The organism is Pseudomonas sp. PI1, assembly GCF_000812405.1.
GTDB lineage: Bacteria > Pseudomonadota > Gammaproteobacteria > Pseudomonadales > Pseudomonadaceae > Pseudomonas > Pseudomonas citronellolis.
Window position 1 is genome coordinate 84,732 of the sequence record NZ_JWMC01000068.1, and the last position, 21,792, is coordinate 106,523.

Genomic DNA, 21,792 nt, shown 5'->3' on the forward strand with positions numbered 1-21,792 from the left:
CCATGTAGGAGCGCGCCCTGCGCGCGATTTCGCGGGCAGGGCCCGCTCCTACAGGTTGCCGGGGAGCACGGTATTCCTCCTCTCCCGTAGGAGCGGACCTTGTCCGCGATAGCCGGACGTCCCGGCGCGGATCGCGGATGAGATCCGCTTACACCGCTCCACCCACGCCATTTCCATGTAGGAGCGCGCCCTGCGCGCGAATCGCGGGCAGGGCCCGCTCCTACAGGTTGTGGGGAAGCACGGTATTCCTCCCCCCGTAGGAGCGGACCTTGTCCGCGATAGCCGGACGTCCCGGCGCGGATCGCGGATGAGATCCGCTACGCCGCCCCACCCACGCCATTCCAATGTAGGAGCGCGCCCTGCGCGCGAAATCGCGGGCAGGGCGCGCTTACAAGGAACAGGAGAAACGCTGTCGTAGGATGGGTTGAGCGAAGCGATACCCATCACCACGGCCGCATGGGTTTCGCAAGCTCAACCCATCCTACGAAAAGCACCTCGGCGCGGCCGGCAAGACAAGGCCGGTCGCTCAGTCGCGATACCCCGGCGCAATGCGCTCCAGCATGCGCAGCAGCGCCTCCCAGGCCAGGTCGATGCCGTCCGGGTCGCTCAGCTCGCCTTCGGCCTGCGGCTGATGCGGTTCGTTGAACTGGCGCTCGGTGCGCCGGCACACCGCGTCCGGCGGGATCACCAGTTCGCCGCCGGCCTGGGCGGCGATCTGGATGTCGCAGGCCTTCTCCAGGTAGTACATGCGCAGGAACGCCTGCTTCACGCTCGCGCCCACGGTCAGCAGGCCGTGGTTGCGCAGGATCATCCCCAGGTGGTCGCCGAGGTCGCGCACCAGGCGCTGCTGCTCGTCGAACGACAGCGCGATGCCCTCGTAGTCGTGGTAGCCCAGGCGCCCGTAGAACTCCATGGACATCTGGTTCAGCGGCAGCAGCCCCGCGGCCTGGGCGGCCACCGCGCAGCCGGCGCGGGTGTGGGTGTGCAGCACGCACTGGGCGTCCTCGCGGGCGGCGTGGATGGCGCTGTGGATGACGAAGCCGGCCGGGTTGACCTTGTAGCGCGTCGGCGCCACCGGGTGGCCGGCCAGGTCGATCTTCACCAGGCTGGAGGCGCTGATCTCGTCGAACATCAGCCCGTAGGGGTTGATCAGGAAATGATGCTCCGGCCCCGGAAGGCGCAGGGAAATGTGGGTGAATATCAGGTCGCTCATGCGGAAATGGGCGATCAGCCGGTAGCAGGCGGCCAACTCCTCGCGCAGCTTCCACTCTTCGGCGGAGCAGGTTTCACGGGAAGGCATCGGGATGGTCATGCCGGGGTTCCTCTTGTTGTTCGAACGACAGGCTACAGGCGAAGAGCATGTGCGGGCTCTTCGCTCTTGCTTGCAGCTTGCAGCTTGACCTATTGCGCCGCCCAGGCGTTGAAGCGCTCTTCCAGCTCCTCGCCATGGTCGGCCCAGAACTCGTCGTCCATGGCCAGGCCCACCTTGATGTTCGCCGGCGCGGTCGGCACCCAGCGCGCCAGGTCCTGCGGCAGGCGCTCGGCGGCCTGCTTGTTGGTCGGGCCGTAGGGGATGTTGTGCACGTAGTCGACCTGGGCGTCGGCCTGGTTGGCGAAGGCGATGAAGCGCTTGGCCAGGTCGACGTGCTGCGAGCCCTTGATGATCGCCCAGTAGTCCATGCCGTACAGCGCGCCCGGCCAGACCAGGTCGAGGTTGCGCCCGCTCTTGTGGGCATCGGCGATGCGTCCGGTGTAGCTGGTGGTCATCACCACGTCGCCGGCGGCGAGCCACTGCGGCGGCTGGGCGCCGGCCTCCCACCACTGGATCGACGGCTTGATCTGGTCGAGCTTGGCGAAGGCGCGGTCGACGCCGGCCTTGGTGGAGAGCACCTTGTAGACGTCCGCCGGGGCGACGCCGTCGGCCATCAGGGCGAACTCCAGGTTGTACACCGCGCGCTTGCGCAGACCGCGCTTGCCGGGGAATTTCTTCAGGTCCCAGAAGTCCTGCCAGCCGCCGGGCGCGGTCTTCAGCTTGTCGGCGTCGTAGGCGATGGCCACGCCCCACACCAGCGCGGCCGAGCCGCATTCCTTGGCCGCGTTGGGCACCAGTTGGTCGGCGCCGCCCAGCTGCTTCCAGTCCAGCGGCACGAACATGCCCAGGTCGCAGTTGCGCGCCAGGTCCGGGCCCTCGATCTGCACCACGTCCCAATCGGCATGGCCGGTATCGGTCATCACCTTGATGCGCGCCATCTCGCCGTTGTACTCGGCCTGGGTCAGGCGCGCCCCGCTGGCCTTGGCGAAGGGCTGGAAGAAAGCCAGGTCCTGGGCCTTCTGCCCGGCGCCGCCATAGCCGACCACGACCATGGAATCCTGCGCCTGGGCGCTGCCGAGACCGAGTCCCAGGAGCAGCAGCAGGGGTTGCAAAGCGTTCTTGCGCGAAATCATCGAGCGGACCCTCTGTGGATGCGAACCGTGGCCACCGCGGTGGCACGGCGGAGGTGGGTTGGGCGTACCGGAACAACTCGCGGGGAGCATCTGGCTGTCAGAGGCGGAGGGGCGCCGCGGCCTGGTGCGGCCGGCGCGGGTAGAGACCGTGGGGCACGGTTCATGCGCATCTCCTCTTGTAGTTGTTGTGGAGTACGTCGCTGGGCACGCCCCGTCGGCGACGGGGCGTGGAAATGAAACTACCCAGTCACTTTTAAAAAAACAAGTTGATTTTTTACTGAAGGTAAATTTCCATGGAAATACGTTAGATGACCATCCGCCCACCAGGAGCCCCGCCGTGTCCGACGTCATCCACTTCCAGAAGTCCGCCCTGCAGTTCCAGCCCTATGCCGGCCAGGCGCCGGAGAACGCCGCCATCTGCCGCCTGATCGGCCCGGCCGACAGCCAGACCATGGGCGCCGGCCTGGCCCGCTTCGACGGCTGCTCCATCGAGTGGACGGTGCTCTACGACGAACTCATCGTGGTGCTCGAAGGCCACTTCCGCCTGCGCCTGGGCGAGCGCGTCATCGAGGCCGCGCCGGGCGACGTGATCTGGGTGCCGGAGCGCACGCCGCTGGCCTACGAGGGCGAAAAGGCCTGCGTGTTCTACGCCCTCTACCCGGTCGACTGGCAGGCCCGCAACGCCTGAGCCCCCCGCAGAACAACAAGAAAGGACGACGTCCGTGAGCCATGCCTTCCCGCACCTGTTCAGCCCGCTGCAAATCCGTGGCAAGCGCCTGAAGAACCGCATCATGTCCACCGGGCACGACACCTCCATGCCCACCGACAACCTGGTCAACGACCAACTGGTGGCCTACCACCAGGCCCGCGCCAAGGGTGGCGTAGGGCTGATCGTGATGCAGGTGGCGGGGGTACACGACAGCGCCCGCTACACCTCCCACGTGCTGATGGCCACCGACGACGCCTGCATCCCCGGCTACCGCCGCGTCGCCGAGGCCTGCCATGCCGAGGGCACCCTGGTGCTGTCGCAGATCTTCCACCCCGGGCGCGAGATCATGGAGTCCAGCGACGGCCTGCTGGCGGTGGCCTACTCCGCCTCGGCCTCGCCGAATGAGCGCTTCCGCGTGATGCCGCGCGAGCTGGACCAGCGCATGATCGACGAGATAGTCGCCGGCTACGCTGCCGCCGCGCGGCGCCTGCACCAGGCCGGGCTGGACGGCGTGGAAGTGGTGGCCAGCCACGGCTACCTGCCGGCGCAGTTCCTCAACCCGCGGGTGAACCGCCGCACGGACGGCTACAACGGCGACCTCGACGCGCGCCTGCGCTTCACCCGCGAGGTGATCGCCGCGGTGCGCGCAGCCACCGCCGAGGACTTCATCGTCGGCCTGCGCATCTCCGCCGACGAGCGCGACCCCGAGGGCCTGACCGAGGACGAGTCGCTGCTGGCCGTGCGCGCGCTGCAGGGCGAGCTGGACTACGTGCACATAGTCGCCGGCACCTCCGCTTCCCTCGGCGGCGCCATCCACATCGTCCCGCCGATGGCCATCGAGGCCGCCTACCTGGCCAGCAACGCCGCGACCTTCAAGGCGCGCCTGGACATCCCGCTGTTCGTCACCGGGCGCATCAACCAGCCGCAGGAGGCCGAGCTGATCATCGCCCGCGGCCAGGCCGACGTGTGCGGTATGACCCGCGCGCTGATCTGCGACCCACAGATGCCGAACAAGACCGAGACCGGCCACGTCGAGGACGTGCGCGCCTGCATCGCCTGCAACCAGGCGTGCATCGGCCACTTCCACCGCGGCTACCCGATCTCCTGCATCCAGCACCCGGAAACCGGCCGCGAGCTGCAGTACGGGCGCATAGAACCGGCCGCGCAACGCAAGCGCGTGCTGGTGGCCGGCGGCGGCCCGGCGGGCATGAAGGCTGCGGCGGTGGCGGCCCAGCGCGGCCATGAGGTAATCCTCTGCGAGGCCGGCGCGCAGCTCGGCGGCCAGGTCAACCTGGCGCAACTGCTGCCGCGCCGCGCCGAATTCGGCGGCGCCTCCACCAACCTGCAGCGCGAAATGCAGCTGGCCGGCGTAGAAGTGCGGCGCAACACCCGCGTCGACCGCACCCTGGTGGAAGCCGAGAAGCCCGACCTGGTGATAGTCGCCACCGGCGCCAGGCCCTACTGGCCGCCCTTCGAGCGCGGCGGCGAACTGCAGGTGGTGGACGCCTGGCAGGTGCTGCGCGGCGAGGTGCAGGTCGGCCGCTCGGTGCTGGTCACCGACTGGCGCTGCGACTGGATCGCCCCCGGCATCGCCGAGCAACTGGTGCGCGCCGGCCACCAGGTGCGCCTGGCGGTCAACGGTACCCATGCCGGCGAGAACCTGCCGCTCTACGTGCGCGACCACCTGGCCGGCGAACTGCACCGCCTGGGCATCGAGATCACCCCCTACGCGCGGCTGTACGGCTGCGACGACAGCAGCGTCTACCTGCAGCACAGCGCCAGCGGCGAACCGATGATCTTCGAAGGCATCGACACCCTGGTGCTGTGCCAGGGCCACCAGCCGGTGGACGACCTGGCCGCCGAGCTGGAAGGCCTGGTGGAATTCCGCCGCATCGGCGACTGCCTGGCCCCGCGCACGGCCGAAGAAGCGATCTACGAAGGCCTCAAGGCAGCCTGGGCAATCTGAGTCGCTGGGGCGGGCGTAGGGCGGATAACCGTTCGCGGTTATCCGCCGTTTGACCTTGGCCACCGCGCGCTCGGAGCCGAACCCGAAGCCGCCCCGTCCCACGCCAAGTCCAACAACAGCGTCCGCGGCAAGCGAGGTGTAGCGGCGTACAACCGCGAACGGTTGTACGCCCTACGCGACCCACAGGCGCGGCGCATTGTTTAGAATGCCCCACGACCGACTCGCCAGGACCCTCGCCGCATGAGCCCGAAAGCCCCGCAGCAAGCCCCCGCCAGCGCCGAAGCGCAGTTCCTCGGCACGCGCATCCGCGGCCTGCGCAAGCGGCGCGGCATGACCCTGGCCGAGCTGGCCGAGCAGAGCAAGCTCACCGCCGGCTACATTAGCCAGCTGGAACGCAACCTGGCCTACCCGTCGATCCCGGCGCTGTTCAACATCGCCCGCAGCCTGGGCGTGACCATCCAGTGGTTCTTCGCCAGCGAGGTGCAGGCCGACCCGGCCGACGCCGGCTACGTGGTGCGGCGCAACGCGCGCACCAGCGTGCACTACGAGGACGGCATCGTCGACGAACTGCTCAGCCCGCAGCCCACCCGCCAGTTGGAAATCCTCCACTCGCGCTTTCCGCCCGGCACCTACAGCCAGCAGAGCTACAGCCACGAGGGCGAGGAAGCCGGCTACCTGCTCAGCGGCACCTTCGAGCTGTGGGTGGGCGAGCGGTATTTCCTGCTCAACGAAGGCGACAGCTTCAGCTACTCCAGCCAGGAGCCGCACCGCTACGGCAACCCCGGGGACGTGGATGCGGTGGTGCTCTGGGTGATTACGCCGCCGACGTTCTGACACCGCGTTCATTGTGTAGGAGCGAGCTTGCTCGCGAACGGAGTTCGCCGGGAGTCGTGGGTGCTGGGGTTGAGAGCGCCCTCTCCCTAACCCTCTCCCTGAAGGGAGAGGGGACCGTTGGGCAGGGTTTGATGCTCTGGAGTCAGCCGGCTAGCACCGTGATTTCCGATTGAAACCATTCCTTCTCTCGGCACGAACAAGCCCCCTCTCCCTTCAGGGCGGGGCGCGCAGCCGAGGGCTGGGGAGAGGGGACAGTGGTGATCTCATGCGCCGCCATGACCGGGAAACTCCGTTCGCGGGCAAGCTCGCTCCTACAAAGGCCCTAGCCCAACAACCGCGCCAGACCGTCGAGCAGCCGCCGCAACGCCCCCTGATTGGCCTTCAGCACCCCCAACCCAGCCTCCGCCATGCGCTGCGCCACCGCCGGCTCGTCCCACAGCTGCCCCACTGCCACCGCCAGCGTCGGCGCATCCAGCACCTCGCGCAGGGCGCCGACCTCGCGCAGTTGCGCGGCGATCTCGAGGAAGTTGAACAGCTGCGGCCCGGACAGCACCGGCTTGCCCAGCGCCGCCGGCTCCAGCAGGTTGTGCCCGCCGTTGGGCACCAGGCTGCCGCCGACGAAGGCGACGTCGGCCAGGGCGTAGAGGAACAGCAGTTCGCCCATGGTGTCGCCGAGCAGCACCTGGGTCGCGGCCTGCACCGGCTCGCCGCTGGAGCGGCGCAGCGTGGCGAAGCCCTCGCGGCGGCACAGTTCGAACATGCCGTCGAAGCGTTCCGGGTGGCGCGGCACCAGGATCAGCAAGGCGTCCGGGTGCGTTTCCAGCAGCTTGCGGTGGGCGGCGAGGACGATCTCGTCTTCCCCAGCATGGGTGCTGGCGGCGATCCATACCGGCCGGCCCTCGGCCTGCCAGTCGTGGCGCAGGGCCGTGGCGCGGGCGAGCAGTTCGGCGTCGATGCTCAGGTCGAACTTGATCGAGCCGGTCACGCTCACGCACTCCGGGCGCGCGCCCAGGCGGCGGAAGCGCTCGGCCTCGGCCTCGGTCTGCACCGCCAGCCAGCTCATCTCGCCGAGCATCGGCCGCGTCAGCCCTTCGAAGCGCGCATAGCCGCGGGCCGAGCGCTCGGACAGGCGCGCATTGGCCAGCGCCACCGGGATGCCGCGGCGGGCGCATTGGTGGATGTGGTTGGGCCACAACTCGGTTTCCATGATCACCGCCAGGCGCGGCTTCACCCGGTTCAGGAAGCGCGCCGCGGCCCAGGGCAGGTCGTAGGGCAGGTAGCAGTGCTGGACGCTGTCGCCGAACAGCGCGCGGATGCGCTCGGAGCCGGTCGGCGTCATGCAGGTGACGGTGATCGGCAGCTGTGGATAACGCTGCTGCAGGGCGCGGATCATGGGCGCTGCGGCGATGCTTTCGCCCACCGATACTGCGTGCACCCAGATACCGCCCGGCTGCATGGCCGGCAGGCCGAAGGAAAAGCGCTCGCCGATGCGCCGGGCATAGGCCGGCGCCTTGCGCGAACGCAGGAACAGGCGCAGCGCGACCAGCGGCAGGCCCAGGTGGAACAGCAGGGTATAGAGAGTCCGGTTCATGGCGGCGGAGAGTAGCAAATAACGCCGGGGGTTCGCGCGGCGCCCAGCTTGCCGACAGGCTCTTCGTAGGATGGTGTTGAGCGAAGCGATACCCATCACCAGGGTCCGATGGGTATCGCAAGCTCAACCCATCCTACGAAAAGCACCTCGCGCTACCGGCAAGACAGTTGCTCCTACAGTCGTGCCTCCTATTCCTTCAGGTGTTCGGCGAAGCATTCGCCCAGCCACTGCGCCGCCGGGCCCAGGGGCTCGTCGCGGCGCCAGACCAGTTCCACCACCAGCGGCGGCGGCGTCCAGTCGCTGGCCAGCTCCACCAGCAGCGGCTGGTAGGCCGGGTACTGCGCCACGTGGCGCGGCAGCCAGGCCCAGCCGAGGTCGCGCATCAGCAGTTCGGCCATGGCGTAGAAGCTGTCGGCGCGCCACACCAGCGGGCTGATCTGCTCGCCGCCGGGGTAGTGGCTGTCCTGCGGCGCCATCAGCAATTGGCGGTGCCGCGCCAGTTCGCGGCGGTCGGCATAGTCCAGGCCAGCCAGGGCGTGGCCGGCGCCGCACACGGTAACCATCTCGATGGTGCCCAGGTGCTGGCGCTCCAGTTCGTCCGGCATGCCCTCGTGGTGGAACAGCAGGCCGAGGTCGGCGCGGCGCTCCAGCAGCTTGCGCGCCACGTCGCCCTGGGCGCCGCTGGCCAGTTGCACCTCCAGGGTGGGGAAGGCCCGGGCCAGCGCCTGCAGGCCGGAAAGCACCGGCTGGTAGGGCATGGCCTCGTCCTGGGCCAGGCGCAGGCGCGCTTCCTCGCCGCGCACCAGGGCCATGGCCCGGCTTTCCAGGCGCTGGCACTGGCGCAGCACCTCGCGGGCCTCGTCGAGCAGCGCCCTGCCCTCCTGGGTCAGCACCGGCTGGCGGCCGCTGCTGCGGTCGAACAGGCTCACGCCCAGGTCGCTCTCCAGCAGCGCGATGGACGAGCTGACCGCCGACTGCACGCGCTTGAGCTGGCGCGCCGCCGCCGAGAAGGAAGATTGATCGGCGACGCTGACGAAGAGTCGCAACTGGTCCAGGTTCCACTGCATAGCCTATCTCCATTTCAGATAGGTAATGACTTTATCCCATCGCCGGGAACACTAGAATGTCGCTATTCGCAACATCGGCCGCCCGCCCGGCCGCTCCTGGGGAGGACTGAACATGCCCGGCTATCTCTATCTCGCCATCGCCATCGTCGCCGAAGTCATCGCCACCGCTTCGCTGAAGTCGGTGAAAGGCCTGTCCACGCCCCTGCCCCTGCTGCTGGTGATCGTCGGCTACGCCATCTCCTTTTGGATGCTCACCCTGGTGGTGCGCAGCATCCCGGTGGGCATCGCCTACGCCATCTGGGCCGGCCTGGGCATCGTGCTGGTCAGCGTCGCCGCGCTGGTGCTCTACCAGCAGAAACTCGACGCCCCGGCGCTGCTGGGCATGGGCCTGATCGTCAGCGGCGTGGTGGTGATCCAGCTGTTCTCCGGCAGCGTCGGCCACTGAGCCACAGCCCCTCGGTTATACTGCGCGCTTCGTTTCACGCGAGGCGCGCCCTTCCATGACCCAACCCCTGAGCACCGACATCCTCGTCGTCGGCGGCGGCATCGCCGGCCTCTGGCTGAATGCCCGCCTGCGCCGTGCCGGCTATTCCAGCGTGCTGGTGGAGAACAGCGCGCTCGGCGGCGTGCAGAGCATGCGCTCGCAGGGGATCATCCACGGCGGCACCAAGTATGCCCTGCACGGCGCGCTGACCGGCGCCTCGGAAGCCATCGCCGACATGCCCTCGCTGTGGCGCCAGTGCCTGGCCGGCGACGGCGAGCTGGACCTGCGTGGCGTGCGCGTGCTTTCCGACGCCCACTACCTGTGGTCGCCGGGCGGCCTGGCCGGCAACCTCACCAGCTTCTTCGCCAGCAAGGCGGTGCGCAGCCGCGTCGCCCAGGTGAAGGGCGACGAACTGCCGCCGGCGCTGCAGGACAAGGCCTTCAAGGGCAAGGCCTACCGCCTCTCCGAACTGGTGCTGGACGTGCCCAGCCTGGTCGCCCACCTGGCGGTGCTGGGCGGCGACGGCCTGCTGGCCGGCGAACGCATCGAGCCGCTGCGTGAAGGCGACGAGCTGGTCGGCCTGCGCGTCGACGGCCGCGACATCCGCGCCCAGCGCGTGGTGCTGGCCGCCGGCGCCGGCAACGAGGCGCTGCTGCGCGAACTCGGCCTGGAGCAGCCGGCCATGCAGCGTCGCCCGCTACATATGGTGCTGCTCAAGGCGCCGACGCTGAAGCCGCTGTACGCCCACTGCGTCGGCGGCGGGCCCAAGCCGCGGATCACTGTGACCACCCATCCGGCGGCCGACGGCCAGTGGGTGTGGTACCTGGGCGGCGACATCGCCGAGGCCGAAGGCGTGGCCCGCAGCGAAGCCGAACAGATCGCCGAGGCCCAGCGCGAGCTGCGCAAGCTGCTGCCCTGGGTCGACCTCTCCGCCGCGCGCTGGGCCACCCTGCGGGTGGACCGCGCCGAGCCGGCGCAATCCGGCCTGCTGCGCCCGGACAGCGCCTTCCTCGCCGACCAGGGCCGCCTGCTGGTGGGCTGGCCGACCAAGCTGGCGCTGGCGCCGAACTTCGCCGACCGCGTCTTCGAGGCTCTGGACCGCGACGGCATCCGCCCCGCCGCCGGGCAGGCGTTGCCGGAGCTGCCGCGCCTACCCCTGGCCCGCCCGGTATGGGAGGAACTGCTGCCATGAGCGGCTTGCACGCACTGCATCGCCCGCTGGGCCGCACCGGCCTGAACGTCTCGCCGCTGGGCCTGGGCACCGTCAAGCTGGGCCGCGACCAGGGCGTGAAGTACCCCAGCGGCTTCCGCATTCCCGACGACCGCGAGGCCGCCGACCTGCTGGCGCTGGCCCGCGAGCTGGGCATCAACCTGATCGACACCGCGCCGGCCTACGGCCGCAGCGAGGAACGCCTCGGCCCGCTGCTGCGCGGCCAGCGCCAGGACTGGGTGATCGTCAGCAAGACCGGCGAGGAATTCGAAAACGGCCAGTCGCGCTTCGACTTCAGCGCCGCCCACACCCGCCTGTCGGTGGAGCGCAGCCTGCGCCGCCTGGAGACCGACTACATCGACCTGGTGCTGGTGCATTCCGACGGCAACGACCTGCACGTCCTGCAGCACACCGAGGTCTACGAGAGCCTCGAACGGCTCAAGCAGGAAGGCCTGATCCGCGGCTTCGGCTTCTCCGGCAAGACCGTCGATGGCGGCCTGCTGGCGCTGCAGCGCGGCGACTGCGCCATGGTCACCTACAACCTCAACGAACAGGCCGAGAAAGCGGTGATCGACCATGCCCTGGTGCACCACCGCGGCATCCTGGTGAAGAAGGCCCTGGCCAGCGGCCATGCCTGCCTGGGCGAGGGCCAGGACCCCGTGCGCGCCAGCTTCGAGCTGGTGTTCGGCCACCCCGGGGTGGGCGCGGCCATCGTCGGCACCATCAACCCGCAGCACCTGCGGCACAACGTCGCGCTGGCGGCCGAAGTCCTCGGCGGCTGAGCCCTGGCGGCCGAATCCGGCGGCGCCACGACCGTTGATCGGCAGTCACCCAAGGTTGACACAAAGGGCGCATTCCTGTGCCATGCTCAGACTCCGCGGTGAAAAACCGCGGCACGTAAAATTGCCGCCAAAAGCTCGCTGACAGGAAAAACATCCGAAAACAAAGCGCCTTTCAGGGCTAACCTCGAAATAATCGAGGGTTTTCGAAGTTCGCCGTCAACGCCCTAGCCACTGGCAACCCGGAACGATCGGCCAGGCCGCCCACCCTGAAGGCGGCCCGATGCGCCCTGTACGACGAGGACCGCCCATGCCCCGTACGCTCGCCCGCAAGGACCCGACCGCCTTCAAGACCCTGCCGTTGCTGGTCGAAGCCAACCCCGACAGCCTGGTCTACCAGGGCCTCGGCCTGCCGCTGAATTTCTCCCAGGTCCTGGAGCGCCGCCGCCCGGTCGAGGTGGCCGACGCCCAGCGCTTCACCGCCGAGCTGGCCAACCTGGGCGTGTCGGTGCGCCTGACGCTCAACTGGCAGGGCCGCGACTACTGGGTGCTGGTGCGCCAGCAGCGCGCCGACCGCGGCGACACCGTGCTCAAGCTGATTTCCGGCTACGTGCCGTCCCACGAACTGAACCTGCCGCTGCTCACCGCCATCCAGGAAGTGGCCGAGGAATGCCTGGTGGAAACCGCCGACGGCTGGCTGGGCGGGCGCTTCGGCGACACCTGGCTGCCGACGCCCTACCAGGGCACTCTGCGCTACCGCGAGGCCAGCCATTTCTCGCTGACGCCGCTGTCCGGCGCCGCGCGCCCGGTGCAGGCCGGCGCCCTGCGTCTACTCGAGCGCCCGCAGGCCTACGTGCACCTGCCCACCGCCTCGCTGCAGCTGGTCTACGACCTGCGCATGGAGCTGCCCAAGGACGTGCGCGACGTCAGCCTGTTCCACGTCGACGAGCGCCTGGAAAGCGGCCCCCTGGTGGCCCGCCTGGACCGCCGCCGCCCGGACCTGTACCTGCTGCCGCTGGAACACGGCCAGCCCACCGACGCGCTCTTCACCCTGCGCAAGGGCGAGCTGGTGAAGGCCGCGACCCGCGGCATCTGGCTCTCGGAAAGCTTCGCCGAACAGGACGGCTGGCTGGTGCGCGACGAACGCATCCGCTTCCGCGACTGGCTCGACAGCCTGCCGCCGGCCAACGGCAATTCCGGCAAGGGCCGGCGCACGGCCTGAGCCCCGCTCCTACGCCCCCCCGGCAAACACAACCCCCGTAGGATGGGTTGAGCGAAGCGATACCCATCACCGATGACCGCATGGGTTTCGCAAGCTCAACCCATCCTACGAAAAGCACTACGCCTGCCCTGTAGGAGCAGGCCCTGCCTGCGAATCGCGCGCAGGGCGCGCTCCTACATGTGAATGATCACTTCAACTGGCTGGAGGTTTTACCCAGCAAGCGGCGCGCCACGATCAGCAGCTGGATCTGCTGGGTGCCTTCGAAGATGTCGAGGATCTTCGAGTCCCGCGCCCATTTCTCCAGCAGTTCGTCCTCGCCGTAGCCCAGGGCGCCGGCCAGTTCCACGCACTTCAGGGTGACTTCGTTGGCCACGCGCCCGGCCTTGGCCTTGGCGATGGAGGCCTCCTTGGAGTTGGGCTGGCGGTTGTCGGCCATCCACGCGGCCTTCAGCGTCAGCAGGCGCGCCGCTTCCCATTCGGCCTCCAGGCGGTACAGGGTCGCCTCGGCATGGCTGACGGAGAGCAGCGGCTTGGCGTAGTCGAAACGGCAGCCGGCCTTCTTCAGCAATTCGCGGGCGCGGTCCAGCGAGGCCTTGGCCACGCCCACGGCCATGGCGGCCACCAACGGGCGGGTGTTGTCGAAGGTCTCCATCACGCCGGCGAAGCCCTTCTGCACGTCGATCTCGGCATTGCCCAGCAGATTGGCCGCCGGCACCCGGCAGTCGCTGAAGCTGATGGAGGCGGTGTCCGAGGCCTTGATCCCGAGCTTCTTCTCCAGACGGGTGACGGTCATGCCCGGGGTGCCCTTCTCCACTACGAAGGACTTGATCGCCGCGCGGCCCAGGCCGCGGTCCAGGGTGGCCCAGACCACCACGGCGTCGGCGCGGGCGCCGGAGGTGACGAAGATCTTCTCGCCGTTGAGCACGTAGTGGTCGCCGTCCTTGCTCGCCGTGGCGCGGATCGCCGCCGAGTCCGAGCCACAGCCCGGTTCGGTGATGGCCATGGCCGCCCAGGTGCCGCCGAAGCGTTTCAGTTGTTCGTCGTTGGCCACCGCGGCGATGGCGGCGTTGCCCAGGCCCTGGCGCGGCATGGCCAGCAGCAGGCCGACGTCGCCCCAGCACATTTCCATCACGCCCAGGCAGGCGGAGAGGTTGCCGCCGTTCTTCACGCCCTCCTCCGCCGCCGCGCCCTTGCGCTTGCTGGCCGAGGTGGCGCCCACGGCGTCCGGCGAGCCGGCATTCATGCCGTCCAGCAGCGCGGCCAGCAGGTCCAGCTCCTTGGGGTAGGCGTGCTCGGCCTTGTCGTACTTGCGCGAGATCGGCCGCAGGTAGTTTTCCGCCACCTGGTGCGCCTGGTTGACCAGGCCGCGGAATTTCTTCGGGGTTTCCAGGTACATGCAGGCGCTCCTCAGAGGTGCAGGCCGCCGGCCATCACGGCCACGGCGCGCAGGTCGCGGTACCAGCGCTCGGCTGGGTGTTCCTTGGTGAAGCCGTGGCCGCCGAGCAGTTGCACGGCGTCGGTGCCGATCTTCATGGCCTTCTCGGCACACAGCAGGCGCGCCAGGTAGGCCTCGCGGTGGAACGGCTGGCCGCGCTCGGCCAGGGCGCAGGCGCGCCAGGTCATCAGGCGCATGGCGTCCAGTTCGATGGCGATGTCGGCGACCATGAAGGCCACGCCCTGGCGGTGGCTGATAGGTTCGCCGAAGGCTTCGCGCTCGTTGCAGTAGCCGGTCACGTAGTCCAGCGCCGCCTGCGCGGTGCCCAGGGCCAGGGCGCACCAGGCCAGGCCGCTGAGGTCGAGGAAGGCCTGGTAGTCGAATTTCTCCGCGGCCAGGCGCCGTTCGGCGGCCACCTTCACGCTCTTCAGGCGGATGCGCGCGGTGCCGGCGGCCTTCAGGCCCATGGCCGGTTCGGGGCGGCGTTCCACGCCCCTGGCGGCGGCATCGACCAGGAACAGCGCCGGGCCGTCGGCAGCCTGCGCGGCGACCAGCAACTGGCTGGCATCCAGGCCGCGCACCACCAGGCACTTCTCGCCGGACAGCAGGTAATGGCGGCCGCGCTTGCGCGCCTGGGTCTTCAGTTGCGCGGCGTCGGCCAGCAACTGCGGTTCGCCGACGGCGATGCCGATCAGCGGCGGGCCGTCCTCGCCGACGAACGCCGGCAGCCACTGCGCCTGTTGCTGCGGGCTGGCCCAGCGGCGGATGCAGTTGGCCGCCGACAGCGGTACCAGCAGCGCCGCGGCCAGGCTCAGGTCGCCGCGGGCCAGGGCTTCGGCGATCAGGGAGTTGGTCAGCACGGTGCGCTCGCCGGCCATGCCGCCGTGCACTTCGTTCACCCCGTAGTAGGCCAGGCCCAGTTCCAGGGCCTGGTTGAGTAGTTCGGCGGGCACCCCGGCGTTGGCGTCGGCATCGTGGGCGGCCGGGCGCAGTACCTCGGCGGCGAAGCCTTCGAGCATCGTCACCAGCATCTGCTGTTCGTCGGACAGCGACAGGTCGAAGAGCCCGTCCGGGTCGACCTTGCGCGGCGTCTTGAGCTGCTTGGCGGCGCGCTGGCTGGCCATGCGGAAGCCGGTGCGGCTGCCGGTGTAGAGCAGTTTCTCGAAGGGTTTGCGCAATTTCAGGCGGTCCGGCCAGTCGGCCTGGGCCACCCGGTTGAGCACGGCCAGGGCGCGGCCCTGCACGTCGGTGGTCATGGCATCTCGCTCCACGCGGGGATGGGATGCCGGGATCATGCGCCGGGAAGCGGCGGGGGGACCATGACCGCTTTGCCGGGACGCGCTGGCACGGCGGTCAGTGGGTGGGAAGCTGGAAGCTGGAAGCTAGAAGCTAGAAGCTAGAAGCTAGAAGCTAGAAGCTAGAAGCTAGAAGCTAGAAGCTAGAAGCTAGAAGCTAGAAGCTAGAAGCTAGAAGCTAGAAGCTAGAAGCTGGAAGTGTGCGGCTCTCGCTTTCAGCTTTCAGCTTCCAGCTAATTCTTACGACGTATCTTTTCGACGATGGCGGTGGTGGAGCTGTTCGGCACCAGGCCGAGCACGCGCACTTCGCCGCCGTAGCCGGCGACTATGTCGGCGCCGACCACCTGGTCGACGGAGTAGTCGCCGCCCTTGACCAGCACGTCCGGGCGCACCTGGGCGAGCAGGCGTTCGGGGGTGTCTTCGCTGAAGCTCACCACCCAGTCCACCGCGCCGAGGCCGGCGAGCACCGCCATGCGCCGGTCGACGCTGTTGATCGGCCGGCCCGGGCCTTTCAGGCGGCAGACCGAGGCGTCGTCGTTGACCGCCACGATCAGCCGGTCGCCCTGGGCGCGGGCCTGTTCCAGGTAGCTGACGTGGCCGGCGTGGAGGATGTCGAAGCAGCCGTTGGTGAAGACGATCTTCTCGCCGTGGGCGCGGGCGTCCTCGATGGCCAGCAGCAGTTGCTCCAGGCCCAGCACGCCGCGCTCGGAACCCTGCTCGCGCTGCACCGCGCGGCGCAGTTCGGGGGCGCTGATGGCCGCGGTGCCGAGCTTGCCGACCACGATGCCGGCGGCCAGGTTGGCCAGGGCCACGGCCTGCGGCAGGTCCTCGCCGGCGGCCAGGGCGCCGGCCAGGGTGGAGATCACGGTGTCGCCGGCGCCGGTGACGTCGAACACCTCGCGGGCGCGGGCCGGCAGGTGCAGCGCCGGGTGGCCGGGGCGCAGCAGGGTCATGCCGTGCTCGCCGCGGGTCACCAGCAGCGCGCCCAGTTCCAGGTCGCCGAGCAGCTTCAGGCCCTTGGCCACCAGCTCGTTCTCATCCTGGCAGCGGCCGACGATGGCCTCGAATTCGGAGAGGTTCGGGGTGATCAGGCTGGCGCCGCGGTAGATGGAGAAGTCCTTGCCCTTGGGGTCGGCCAGCACCGGGATGTTGCGCTTGCGCGCGGCCTGGATCAGCGCCTGGTGGTTCTTCAGCGCGCCCTTGCCGTAGTCCGACAGCACCAGCACGCGGACCTGGTCCAGCAGCGCTTCGGTCTCGCGGGCCAGGGCCTCGGCGTCGGTCCTGAAGGGTTCCTCGAAGTCCACCCGCAACAACTGTTGGTGCCGGCTCATGACGCGCAGCTTGACGATGGTCGGCTGCCCGGCGATGCGCTGGAAGCGGGTGGTCACACCCACCGCGCCGAGGCTGTCGGCCAGGCTGGCGGCGGCCTCGTCCTCGCCGGTGACGCCGACCAGGAAGGCCGGGGCGCCCAGGGCGGCCAGGTTCAGCGCGACGTTGGCCGCGCCGCCGGGGCGGTCCTCATGCTGCTCGACCCGCACCACCGGCACCGGAGCCTCGGGCGAGATGCGCGAGGTCGCGCCGTGCCAGTAGCGGTCGAGCATCACGTCGCCGACCACCAGCACAGGGGCCTGATCGAAACGGGGCATGGTCAGTTTCATGGGAACTCCGCAGGTCGAAATCGCCGCGGATAATACCATAGCCGCTCGCCCGGCCTCGCGCCGGGCGCCGGTCGTTCAGCGCAGCGGACGGACCCAGAACAGCTCGTGGCGACGCACCGCCTTGCGGAAGAATTCGTCCTCGCCGAAGGCCGGCCAGCGGCGCCCGGCCAGGGCCCGCTGGATCAGCCGGCGCAGGCGTTTCTTGGCCGGCAGCGGGACTGTCAGGTCGTGCTGCATGGCCAGGGCCTGGGCCTTGTCGAGGCGCGTGGCGGCGTCCAGCGTCGGGCTCCACAGGGCGTCGGCCGGCAGCGGCTCGATGCACGGCGGCAGCGCCACCCCGCCTTCGGCCGGGCCCATGGGCCAGCGGTCGTTGTCGTGCAGGTGGTTGGCGTAGAACAGCAGGGTCTGCGGCTTCCAGGCGCTGCGCTCGATCGCCTCGCACAGTGCCCGCGTGGCATGCACGTGGTCGGCATGGGGATCCAGTTGCGGGTGCGGGGTGACCAGCACCTCGGGGCGGAAGTGCTCCAGCAGCGCCGCCAGGTCGGCCACCAGGTTGTTCCAGCTGGGCACGCCGTCGGCGTCGGCCGGCAGTTGCAGCGGGTTGTGCCGGCGCAGGCCGCGGATGTCGCTCTCGCCGGACTCCCGCGAACCGAAGCCCTGGTCCGGTTCGCCGCACATCGCCGGCAGTTGCAGGCAGTAGTAGCCCAGCTGCACGCAGCGGCTGGCCGGCACCCCGCCCCACAGCGGCACGGCCAGGCTGTCCCAGGTGCGCAGGCGGCCCTTCAGGCGCGCCGCGGCGGCCTTGTCCAGGCCCAGGCGCCGGTAGTGCTCGGCCTCGATCTCGCCCTGGGTGAGGGTGACGATGCTGGCCTCGGCGGCGCGGCTGTACAGGCCGAAGGCGGCCAGTTCGGCGTCGTCGGCATGGGGCGCGATGACCATCAGCCGGCGCTCGGCGTAGTCCGGGTTGTGGAAGGCGTGCAGGGTGCCCTGGCTGTCCAGGCGGCAATGGCGGCCGCGGATGCGCAGGTGCCCGCCGCGCAGGGCCGCGCCCTGGCCGGACAGGTTGAGGTAGCGCACGCCGTTCACGCCGCGCTCGAAGTCCTGGCGGTCGATGCCATCGGCGCCTTCGATCAGCACCTGCGGGTCGAGCCAGCGTCCCAGCCAGTTGGCCTTGACGCGGATCTGCAGCAGCAGCGTCTCGTAGCCCTCGGGCAGCGCATCGGTGGCGACGTGCAGGCCGTGTGGACCGAGGGAGGCCGGCAGGCTCAGCTGGCCTTCCGGGAAGTCGTAGCGGTAGTCGTCGCGCGGCGAGTAGAACAGGTGGTCGGCGAACCAGGCCTCGTGGGCCACCCAGCCCAGCAGCACGGCCAGCGGCACGCTCCACCAGGGGGCGAACACGCCGAGGGCGACCAGCGCCAGCAGCGCGACCAACAGCACCAGGCGCTTCTTGCGGCGGTGGGCCTTGAGCAGTTGCTGCTTGCGGGCGCTCATGGGCGTTCTCCGGGGAAGGGACCTATTGCCTTGTGGATGTAGGAGCGAGCTTGCTCGCGAACAGATTCCGCGGCGGGCTCATTCGCGAGCAAGCTCGCTCCTACGAAGAGCATTTCGAGCATTTACACCTGGAACACCGGCACCCGGTGGCACCAGCGGTCCTTGTATTCGCGGTCGGCGCGGCCGAAGGAATAGCGTAGCGGCTTGCCCAGCGCCTCGGCCTCGGCCCAGGCCTGCTGGGTGTTGACGTGGGTGAGCACGCTGCCAGGGCTGAACTCGCGGTTCTCCGGGGCCACGCCGCCGTTGATGTATTCGACGCTGATCCACTTCGGCGACTCGACGCGGTAGAGAATCTGGATCGCCACCGGCTCGCCGTCCAGGCGCACCAGCGAGCCGCGCATGAATTCGCGCATCAGTTCCAGCACCTCGGCCAGGCGCGCCTTGCCCGGCACCTCGAAGCCCCAGCGGCGCTGGAACAGTTCGGCGTAGATACCCGCTTGCTCTGCCGGGCTCAGTTCGTCCATCGGCTGCAGCACGCCGCCCGCCTCTTCCAGCAGGCGCAGTTCGCGGCGCTGGTTGTAGCGGAATTTCTTCGAGAAGTCCGCCGGCGCGCGGTTCAGCGCCAGCTCTTCATCTTGCCGGCGGGCGTCGGTCACCTGCTGCTGGTTCAACTCGGACAGGTAGCGCACCCGGTGGCGCAGGGCGATCCGCGCATCCTCGGCGACCGGCAGGATGATCTCGGCATTGCCCAGGTCGAACAACGCCTTCTTGCCTTCGCGCTTGAGCACGTCCTTGGACAGCGCCAGGTGCCGGCCCCAGGTGGGGATGGCGGCGCGCAGCTGGCCGTCGGCGACCCAGCCCAGGTAGCGCACCGGGATGCCGGCCAGGCCGGCCAGGCGCTCCACCACCTGCGGGTGAGTCGCCACGCTGCCGCCGAAGCGTTGCCAGGCCTCGGCGTAGGCCGCGGCGTCGATGGGTGTCCAGCCGCGCTCGCGGAAACAGCGCAGGCGATCGAGCAGGGCCATTCAGACCGACTCGCCGACGCCGTCCTCGGCCGGCTCGTCGGCGAACTGCCTGGCGTGCAGGCGCGCGTAGTAGCCGTTGAGGGCGATCAATTCGTCGTGGGTGCCGCGCTCGACGATATGGCCCTGGTCCATCACCAGGATCAGGTCGGCGCGCTCGATGGTGCTCAGGCGGTGGGCGATCACCAGGGTGGTGCGGCCCTCCATGACCTTTTCCAGGGCGGCCTGGATGTGCCGCTCGGACTCGGTGTCCAGCGCCGAGGTGGCCTCGTCGAGGATCAGCACCGGGGCGTCCTTGAGCAGCGCGCGGGCGATGGCCAAGCGCTGGCGCTGGCCGCCGGAGAGCATCACGCCGTTCTCGCCGACCTCGGTGTCGAAGCCTTCGGCCAGGCGGTCGATGAACTCGCGGGCGAAGGCATCCTCGGCGGCTTTCTCCACCGCGCTGCGCGGCTTGCTGGCGAGGTCGCCGTAGGCGATGTTGTTGAGCACGCTGTCGTTGAACAGGTTGACCTGCTGAGTGACCAGCGAGATGTGCTTGCGCAGGTTGCGCAGGCGGTAGTCCTCCACGTCCACGCCATCGAGGAGGATCTTGCCCTGGCTGTGGTCGTAGAAGCGCGGGATGAGGTTGGCCAGGGTCGACTTGCCGCTGCCGGAGCGGCCGACCAGGGCGACCATCTGCCCCGGCTCGACGCTGAAGTTGAGGTCGTTGAGCACGCGCTTGTCGGTGCCCGGGTAGCTGAAGCTGAGGTTCTTCACTTCCAGGCGGCCCAGCACGCGCTCCTTCTCCACGCTGCCGCGGTCCACCTCGGGCTGCTCGTCGAGCTGCTCGAAGATGCTCTCGGCGCCGGCCACGCCCTTCTGGATGGTGGAGCTGACCTCGGATAGCTGGCGGATCGGCTTGGGCAGCAGGCCGGCCATGGAGATGTAGGCCACCAGGTCGCCGACGGTGGCATCGCCGCGCAGCAGCAGCACCAGGTACAGCAGCACCGCCATGGCGCTGTAGATCACCAGTTGCAGCATCGGCGTGTAGATAGCCGAGGTCTTGTTCATGCGCAGGTTCTTGCTGGTGTTCTCGCGGCTCACCTGCAGGAAGCGCTCGCGCTCGTAGGCCTCGCCGCCGAAGCTGCGCACCACGCGGTAGCCCTGGATGGTCTCGGAGGAAACGTGGGTCACGTCGCCCATGGCCACCTGGATCTTCTTGCTCTGCTTGCGGAACTTGCGGCTGGCGCTGGTCACCATCAGGGCGATGACCGGCAGGATGGCGACCATCACCAGGGTCAGCTTCCAGTTCATGTACAGCAGCGAGAGGAACAGGAAGACCACGGTCATGCCTTCGCGGATCACCACCTTGATGGCGTCGGTGGCGGCGCCGGTGACCATGGTCACGTTGAAGGTGATGCGCGAGATCAGGTGCCCGGAGTTGTGGCTGTCGAAGTAGCGGTTGGGCAGCGTCAGCAGATTGTTGAACAGCGCCACCCGCAGGTCGTGCACCAGGCCCAGGGAGACGCGGGCGATGTAGTAGTTGCCGAGGAAGGAGCCGATGCCCTGCCACACCGCGATCATCACCACCAGCAGCGGCACCGCGTAGAGCAGCGAGAGGTCGCGCAGCCAGGGCCAGGGCGCGTTGGGGAACAGCTTGGCGTCCGGGTGCGTCAGGCCGTCGACGAAGTACTTGAGGATGCCGGCCAGCATCGGCTGGGTGGCGGCGAAGATCAGGAAGCCGACGATGCTCAGGGCGAACATGCCCCAATAGGGCCGCACGTAGGTGAGCAGGCGGAAGTAGATCTTCAGGCTCGAGGGCTCTGCGGTGTCTTTGCCGGTCATGAAAGAATCGCACGCTGAAAAGGCCGGCGATTATAACACAGGCCTCTCGTTTGCCCGGCGCCTGGGCTACTATAGCCGGCCCCCGTCCAGGAAGCCGGTATGCAAGAGCTCGACCTACCCGCCTACGAATCGCTTCGCGCCGGCGCCACCGTGCTGGAAGCCGACAAGCACGGCGACAAGGTCCTGCGCCTGCCCGACGGCAACTTCGTCAAGCTGTTCCGGCGCAAGCGGCTGATCTCCTCGGCGGCGCTCTACCCCTATGCCCAGCGCTTTGCCGACAACGCCCGGGCGCTGCAGCGGCTGGGCATTCCCTGCCCCGAGGTGATCGGCGTCTACCGCGTGCCCGGCATCGCCCGCGACCTGGTGCACTACCGCCCGCTGCCGGGCCAGACGCTGCGCCAGCTGATCGCCGCCGGCCAGGCCGACGGCCCCCTGCGCGAGCGCCTGGGCGAGCTGATCGCCCGGCTGCACGAGCGCGGCGTGTACTTCCGTTCGCTGCACCTGGGCAACGTGGTGCAGACCCCGCAGGGCGAACTGGGGCTGATCGACATCGCCGACATGAAGACCCAGCGCCGCGCCCTCGGCCGCGCCCAGCGCAAGCGCAACTTCGCGCACATGCTGCGCTATGTGGAGGATCGGCAGTGGTTGCTGGCGGATGGCAACCAGGTTCTGCAAGCCTACCTGCACGAAAGCGACACTCACCTGACCGTCCAGGCGCTCCTGGGACAGACGTATCGACAATGACTGACGATGTAACCGG

Annotated in this window: 18 protein-coding genes; 8 read left to right on the forward strand and 10 right to left on the reverse strand. The window is 69.0% G+C overall.

Annotated elements, in window-relative coordinates; genetic code table 11:
- Positions 1 to 526: 526 nt before the first annotated feature.
- Together RN02_RS22330 and RN02_RS22335 are read right to left on the reverse strand one after the other, a co-directional pair.
- Entirely contained in the window at positions 527 to 1,312 is a 786-nt protein-coding gene (locus RN02_RS22330; RefSeq protein WP_052267797.1) for a class II aldolase/adducin family protein, read from the reverse strand.
- A gap of 89 nt (positions 1,313 to 1,401) precedes the next feature.
- The gene (locus RN02_RS22335) at positions 1,402 to 2,445 is read right to left on the reverse strand and encodes an ABC transporter substrate-binding protein (RefSeq protein ID WP_043316916.1); all 1,044 of its coding nucleotides are present in this window, start codon (positions 2,443 to 2,445) and stop codon (positions 1,402 to 1,404) included.
- 337 nt (positions 2,446 to 2,782) lie between these two features.
- On the opposite strand from RN02_RS22335, the gene RN02_RS22340 reads away from it, so the two are divergent.
- From RN02_RS22340 to RN02_RS22350, 3 genes are all read left to right on the forward strand, one after another.
- Complete coding sequence (locus tag RN02_RS22340) at positions 2,783 to 3,133, forward strand: cupin domain-containing protein (protein WP_009613539.1); 351 nt, start codon at positions 2,783 to 2,785, stop codon at positions 3,131 to 3,133.
- Between the two features lie 34 nt (positions 3,134 to 3,167).
- Complete coding sequence (locus RN02_RS22345) at positions 3,168 to 5,120, forward strand: oxidoreductase (protein WP_043316918.1); 1,953 nt, start codon at positions 3,168 to 3,170, stop codon at positions 5,118 to 5,120.
- 240 nt (positions 5,121 to 5,360) lie between these two features.
- Positions 5,361 to 5,954, forward strand: a complete 594-nt coding sequence (locus tag RN02_RS22350; protein ID WP_009613541.1) for a helix-turn-helix domain-containing protein — start codon at positions 5,361 to 5,363, stop codon at positions 5,952 to 5,954.
- 322 nt (positions 5,955 to 6,276) lie between these two features.
- On the opposite strand, the gene waaA is transcribed toward RN02_RS22350, so the two are convergent.
- Entirely contained in the window at positions 6,277 to 7,545 is a 1,269-nt protein-coding gene (gene waaA / locus RN02_RS22355) for a lipid IV(A) 3-deoxy-D-manno-octulosonic acid transferase (protein WP_043268544.1), read from the reverse strand.
- A gap of 188 nt (positions 7,546 to 7,733) precedes the next feature.
- Positions 7,734 to 8,612 carry a LysR family transcriptional regulator gene (locus tag RN02_RS22360; RefSeq protein WP_043316921.1) on the reverse strand — a complete coding sequence of 293 codons (879 nt, stop codon included), beginning with the start codon at positions 8,610 to 8,612 and terminating at the stop codon, positions 7,734 to 7,736.
- A 112-nt stretch (positions 8,613 to 8,724) separates the two neighbouring features.
- Here RN02_RS22360 and RN02_RS22365 point away from each other — a divergent pair, with 112 nt between their 5' ends.
- The 4 genes from RN02_RS22365 to RN02_RS22380 all read left to right on the forward strand — a co-directional run bounded on the left by RN02_RS22365 (position 8,725) and on the right by RN02_RS22380 (position 12,307).
- Positions 8,725 to 9,057 (forward strand): DMT family transporter, encoded by a 333-nt coding sequence (locus RN02_RS22365; protein WP_009613544.1) that lies wholly within the window; start codon positions 8,725 to 8,727, stop codon positions 9,055 to 9,057.
- A gap of 55 nt (positions 9,058 to 9,112) precedes the next feature.
- Complete coding sequence (locus tag RN02_RS22370) at positions 9,113 to 10,288, forward strand: NAD(P)/FAD-dependent oxidoreductase (protein ID WP_043316924.1); 1,176 nt, start codon at positions 9,113 to 9,115, stop codon at positions 10,286 to 10,288.
- Entirely contained in the window at positions 10,285 to 11,088 is an 804-nt protein-coding gene (locus RN02_RS22375) for an aldo/keto reductase (RefSeq protein ID WP_043316926.1), read from the forward strand. Before RN02_RS22370 ends, RN02_RS22375 begins: the two co-directional genes overlap by 4 nt.
- 307 nt (positions 11,089 to 11,395) lie before the next feature.
- A complete protein-coding gene (locus tag RN02_RS22380; protein WP_043316929.1) occupies positions 11,396 to 12,307 on the forward strand; it encodes a hypothetical protein in 912 nt (303 codons plus the stop codon).
- A gap of 187 nt (positions 12,308 to 12,494) precedes the next feature.
- Here RN02_RS22380 and RN02_RS22385 read toward each other — a convergent pair whose 3' ends face one another.
- From RN02_RS22385 to msbA, 6 genes are all read right to left on the reverse strand, one after another.
- Positions 12,495 to 13,703, reverse strand: a complete 1,209-nt coding sequence (locus tag RN02_RS22385; protein WP_043316932.1) for an acyl-CoA dehydrogenase family protein — start codon at positions 13,701 to 13,703, stop codon at positions 12,495 to 12,497.
- An 11-nt stretch (positions 13,704 to 13,714) separates the two neighbouring features.
- The gene (locus tag RN02_RS22390) at positions 13,715 to 14,998 is read right to left on the reverse strand and encodes an acyl-CoA dehydrogenase family protein (RefSeq protein ID WP_043316935.1); all 1,284 of its coding nucleotides are present in this window, start codon (positions 14,996 to 14,998) and stop codon (positions 13,715 to 13,717) included.
- 272 nt (positions 14,999 to 15,270) lie between these two features.
- Positions 15,271 to 16,695 (reverse strand): bifunctional D-glycero-beta-D-manno-heptose-7-phosphate kinase/D-glycero-beta-D-manno-heptose 1-phosphate adenylyltransferase HldE, encoded by a 1,425-nt coding sequence (gene hldE, locus RN02_RS22395; RefSeq protein ID WP_043316937.1) that lies wholly within the window; start codon positions 16,693 to 16,695, stop codon positions 15,271 to 15,273.
- A 75-nt stretch (positions 16,696 to 16,770) separates the two neighbouring features.
- Positions 16,771 to 18,186 (reverse strand): PIG-L deacetylase family protein, encoded by a 1,416-nt coding sequence (locus tag RN02_RS22400; protein ID WP_043316939.1) that lies wholly within the window; start codon positions 18,184 to 18,186, stop codon positions 16,771 to 16,773.
- Between the two features lie 122 nt (positions 18,187 to 18,308).
- On the reverse strand, positions 18,309 to 19,205 hold the full coding sequence (locus RN02_RS22405; protein WP_043317016.1) for a GNAT family N-acetyltransferase: 897 nt from the start codon (positions 19,203 to 19,205) through the stop codon (positions 18,309 to 18,311).
- Between the two features lie 6 nt (positions 19,206 to 19,211).
- Complete coding sequence (gene msbA / locus RN02_RS22410) at positions 19,212 to 21,032, reverse strand: lipid A export permease/ATP-binding protein MsbA (protein ID WP_043316941.1); 1,821 nt, start codon at positions 21,030 to 21,032, stop codon at positions 19,212 to 19,214.
- Between the two features lie 99 nt (positions 21,033 to 21,131).
- Between msbA and RN02_RS22415 the strand changes: the two genes are divergently transcribed.
- Entirely contained in the window at positions 21,132 to 21,776 is a 645-nt protein-coding gene (locus tag RN02_RS22415; RefSeq protein WP_043316943.1) for a lipopolysaccharide kinase InaA family protein, read from the forward strand.
- The last annotated feature ends 16 nt before the right edge of the window (positions 21,777 to 21,792 follow it).

Bases quoted from the DNA above. Each gene is read 5' to 3' on its own strand.
- RN02_RS22330 (WP_052267797.1), bottom strand. From the start codon at position 1,312: ATGACCATCCCGATGCCTTCCCGTGAAACCTGCTCCGCCGAAGAGTGG.
- RN02_RS22335 (WP_043316916.1), bottom strand. From the start codon at position 2,445: ATGATTTCGCGCAAGAACGCTTTGCAACCCCTGCTGCTGCTCCTGGGA.
- RN02_RS22350 (WP_009613541.1), top strand. From the start codon at position 5,361: ATGAGCCCGAAAGCCCCGCAGCAAGCCCCCGCCAGCGCCGAAGCGCAG.
- waaA (WP_043268544.1), bottom strand. From the start codon at position 7,545: ATGAACCGGACTCTCTATACCCTGCTGTTCCACCTGGGCCTGCCGCTG.
- RN02_RS22360 (WP_043316921.1), bottom strand. From the start codon at position 8,612: ATGCAGTGGAACCTGGACCAGTTGCGACTCTTCGTCAGCGTCGCCGAT.
- RN02_RS22365 (WP_009613544.1), top strand. From the start codon at position 8,725: ATGCCCGGCTATCTCTATCTCGCCATCGCCATCGTCGCCGAAGTCATC.
- RN02_RS22370 (WP_043316924.1), top strand. From the start codon at position 9,113: ATGACCCAACCCCTGAGCACCGACATCCTCGTCGTCGGCGGCGGCATC.
- RN02_RS22375 (WP_043316926.1), top strand. From the start codon at position 10,285: ATGAGCGGCTTGCACGCACTGCATCGCCCGCTGGGCCGCACCGGCCTG.
- RN02_RS22380 (WP_043316929.1), top strand. From the start codon at position 11,396: ATGCCCCGTACGCTCGCCCGCAAGGACCCGACCGCCTTCAAGACCCTG.
- RN02_RS22385 (WP_043316932.1), bottom strand. From the start codon at position 13,703: ATGTACCTGGAAACCCCGAAGAAATTCCGCGGCCTGGTCAACCAGGCG.
- RN02_RS22390 (WP_043316935.1), bottom strand. From the start codon at position 14,998: ATGACCACCGACGTGCAGGGCCGCGCCCTGGCCGTGCTCAACCGGGTG.
- hldE (WP_043316937.1), bottom strand. From the start codon at position 16,695: ATGAAACTGACCATGCCCCGTTTCGATCAGGCCCCTGTGCTGGTGGTC.
- RN02_RS22400 (WP_043316939.1), bottom strand. From the start codon at position 18,186: ATGAGCGCCCGCAAGCAGCAACTGCTCAAGGCCCACCGCCGCAAGAAG.
- msbA (WP_043316941.1), bottom strand. From the start codon at position 21,032: ATGACCGGCAAAGACACCGCAGAGCCCTCGAGCCTGAAGATCTACTTC.
- RN02_RS22415 (WP_043316943.1), top strand. From the start codon at position 21,132: ATGCAAGAGCTCGACCTACCCGCCTACGAATCGCTTCGCGCCGGCGCC.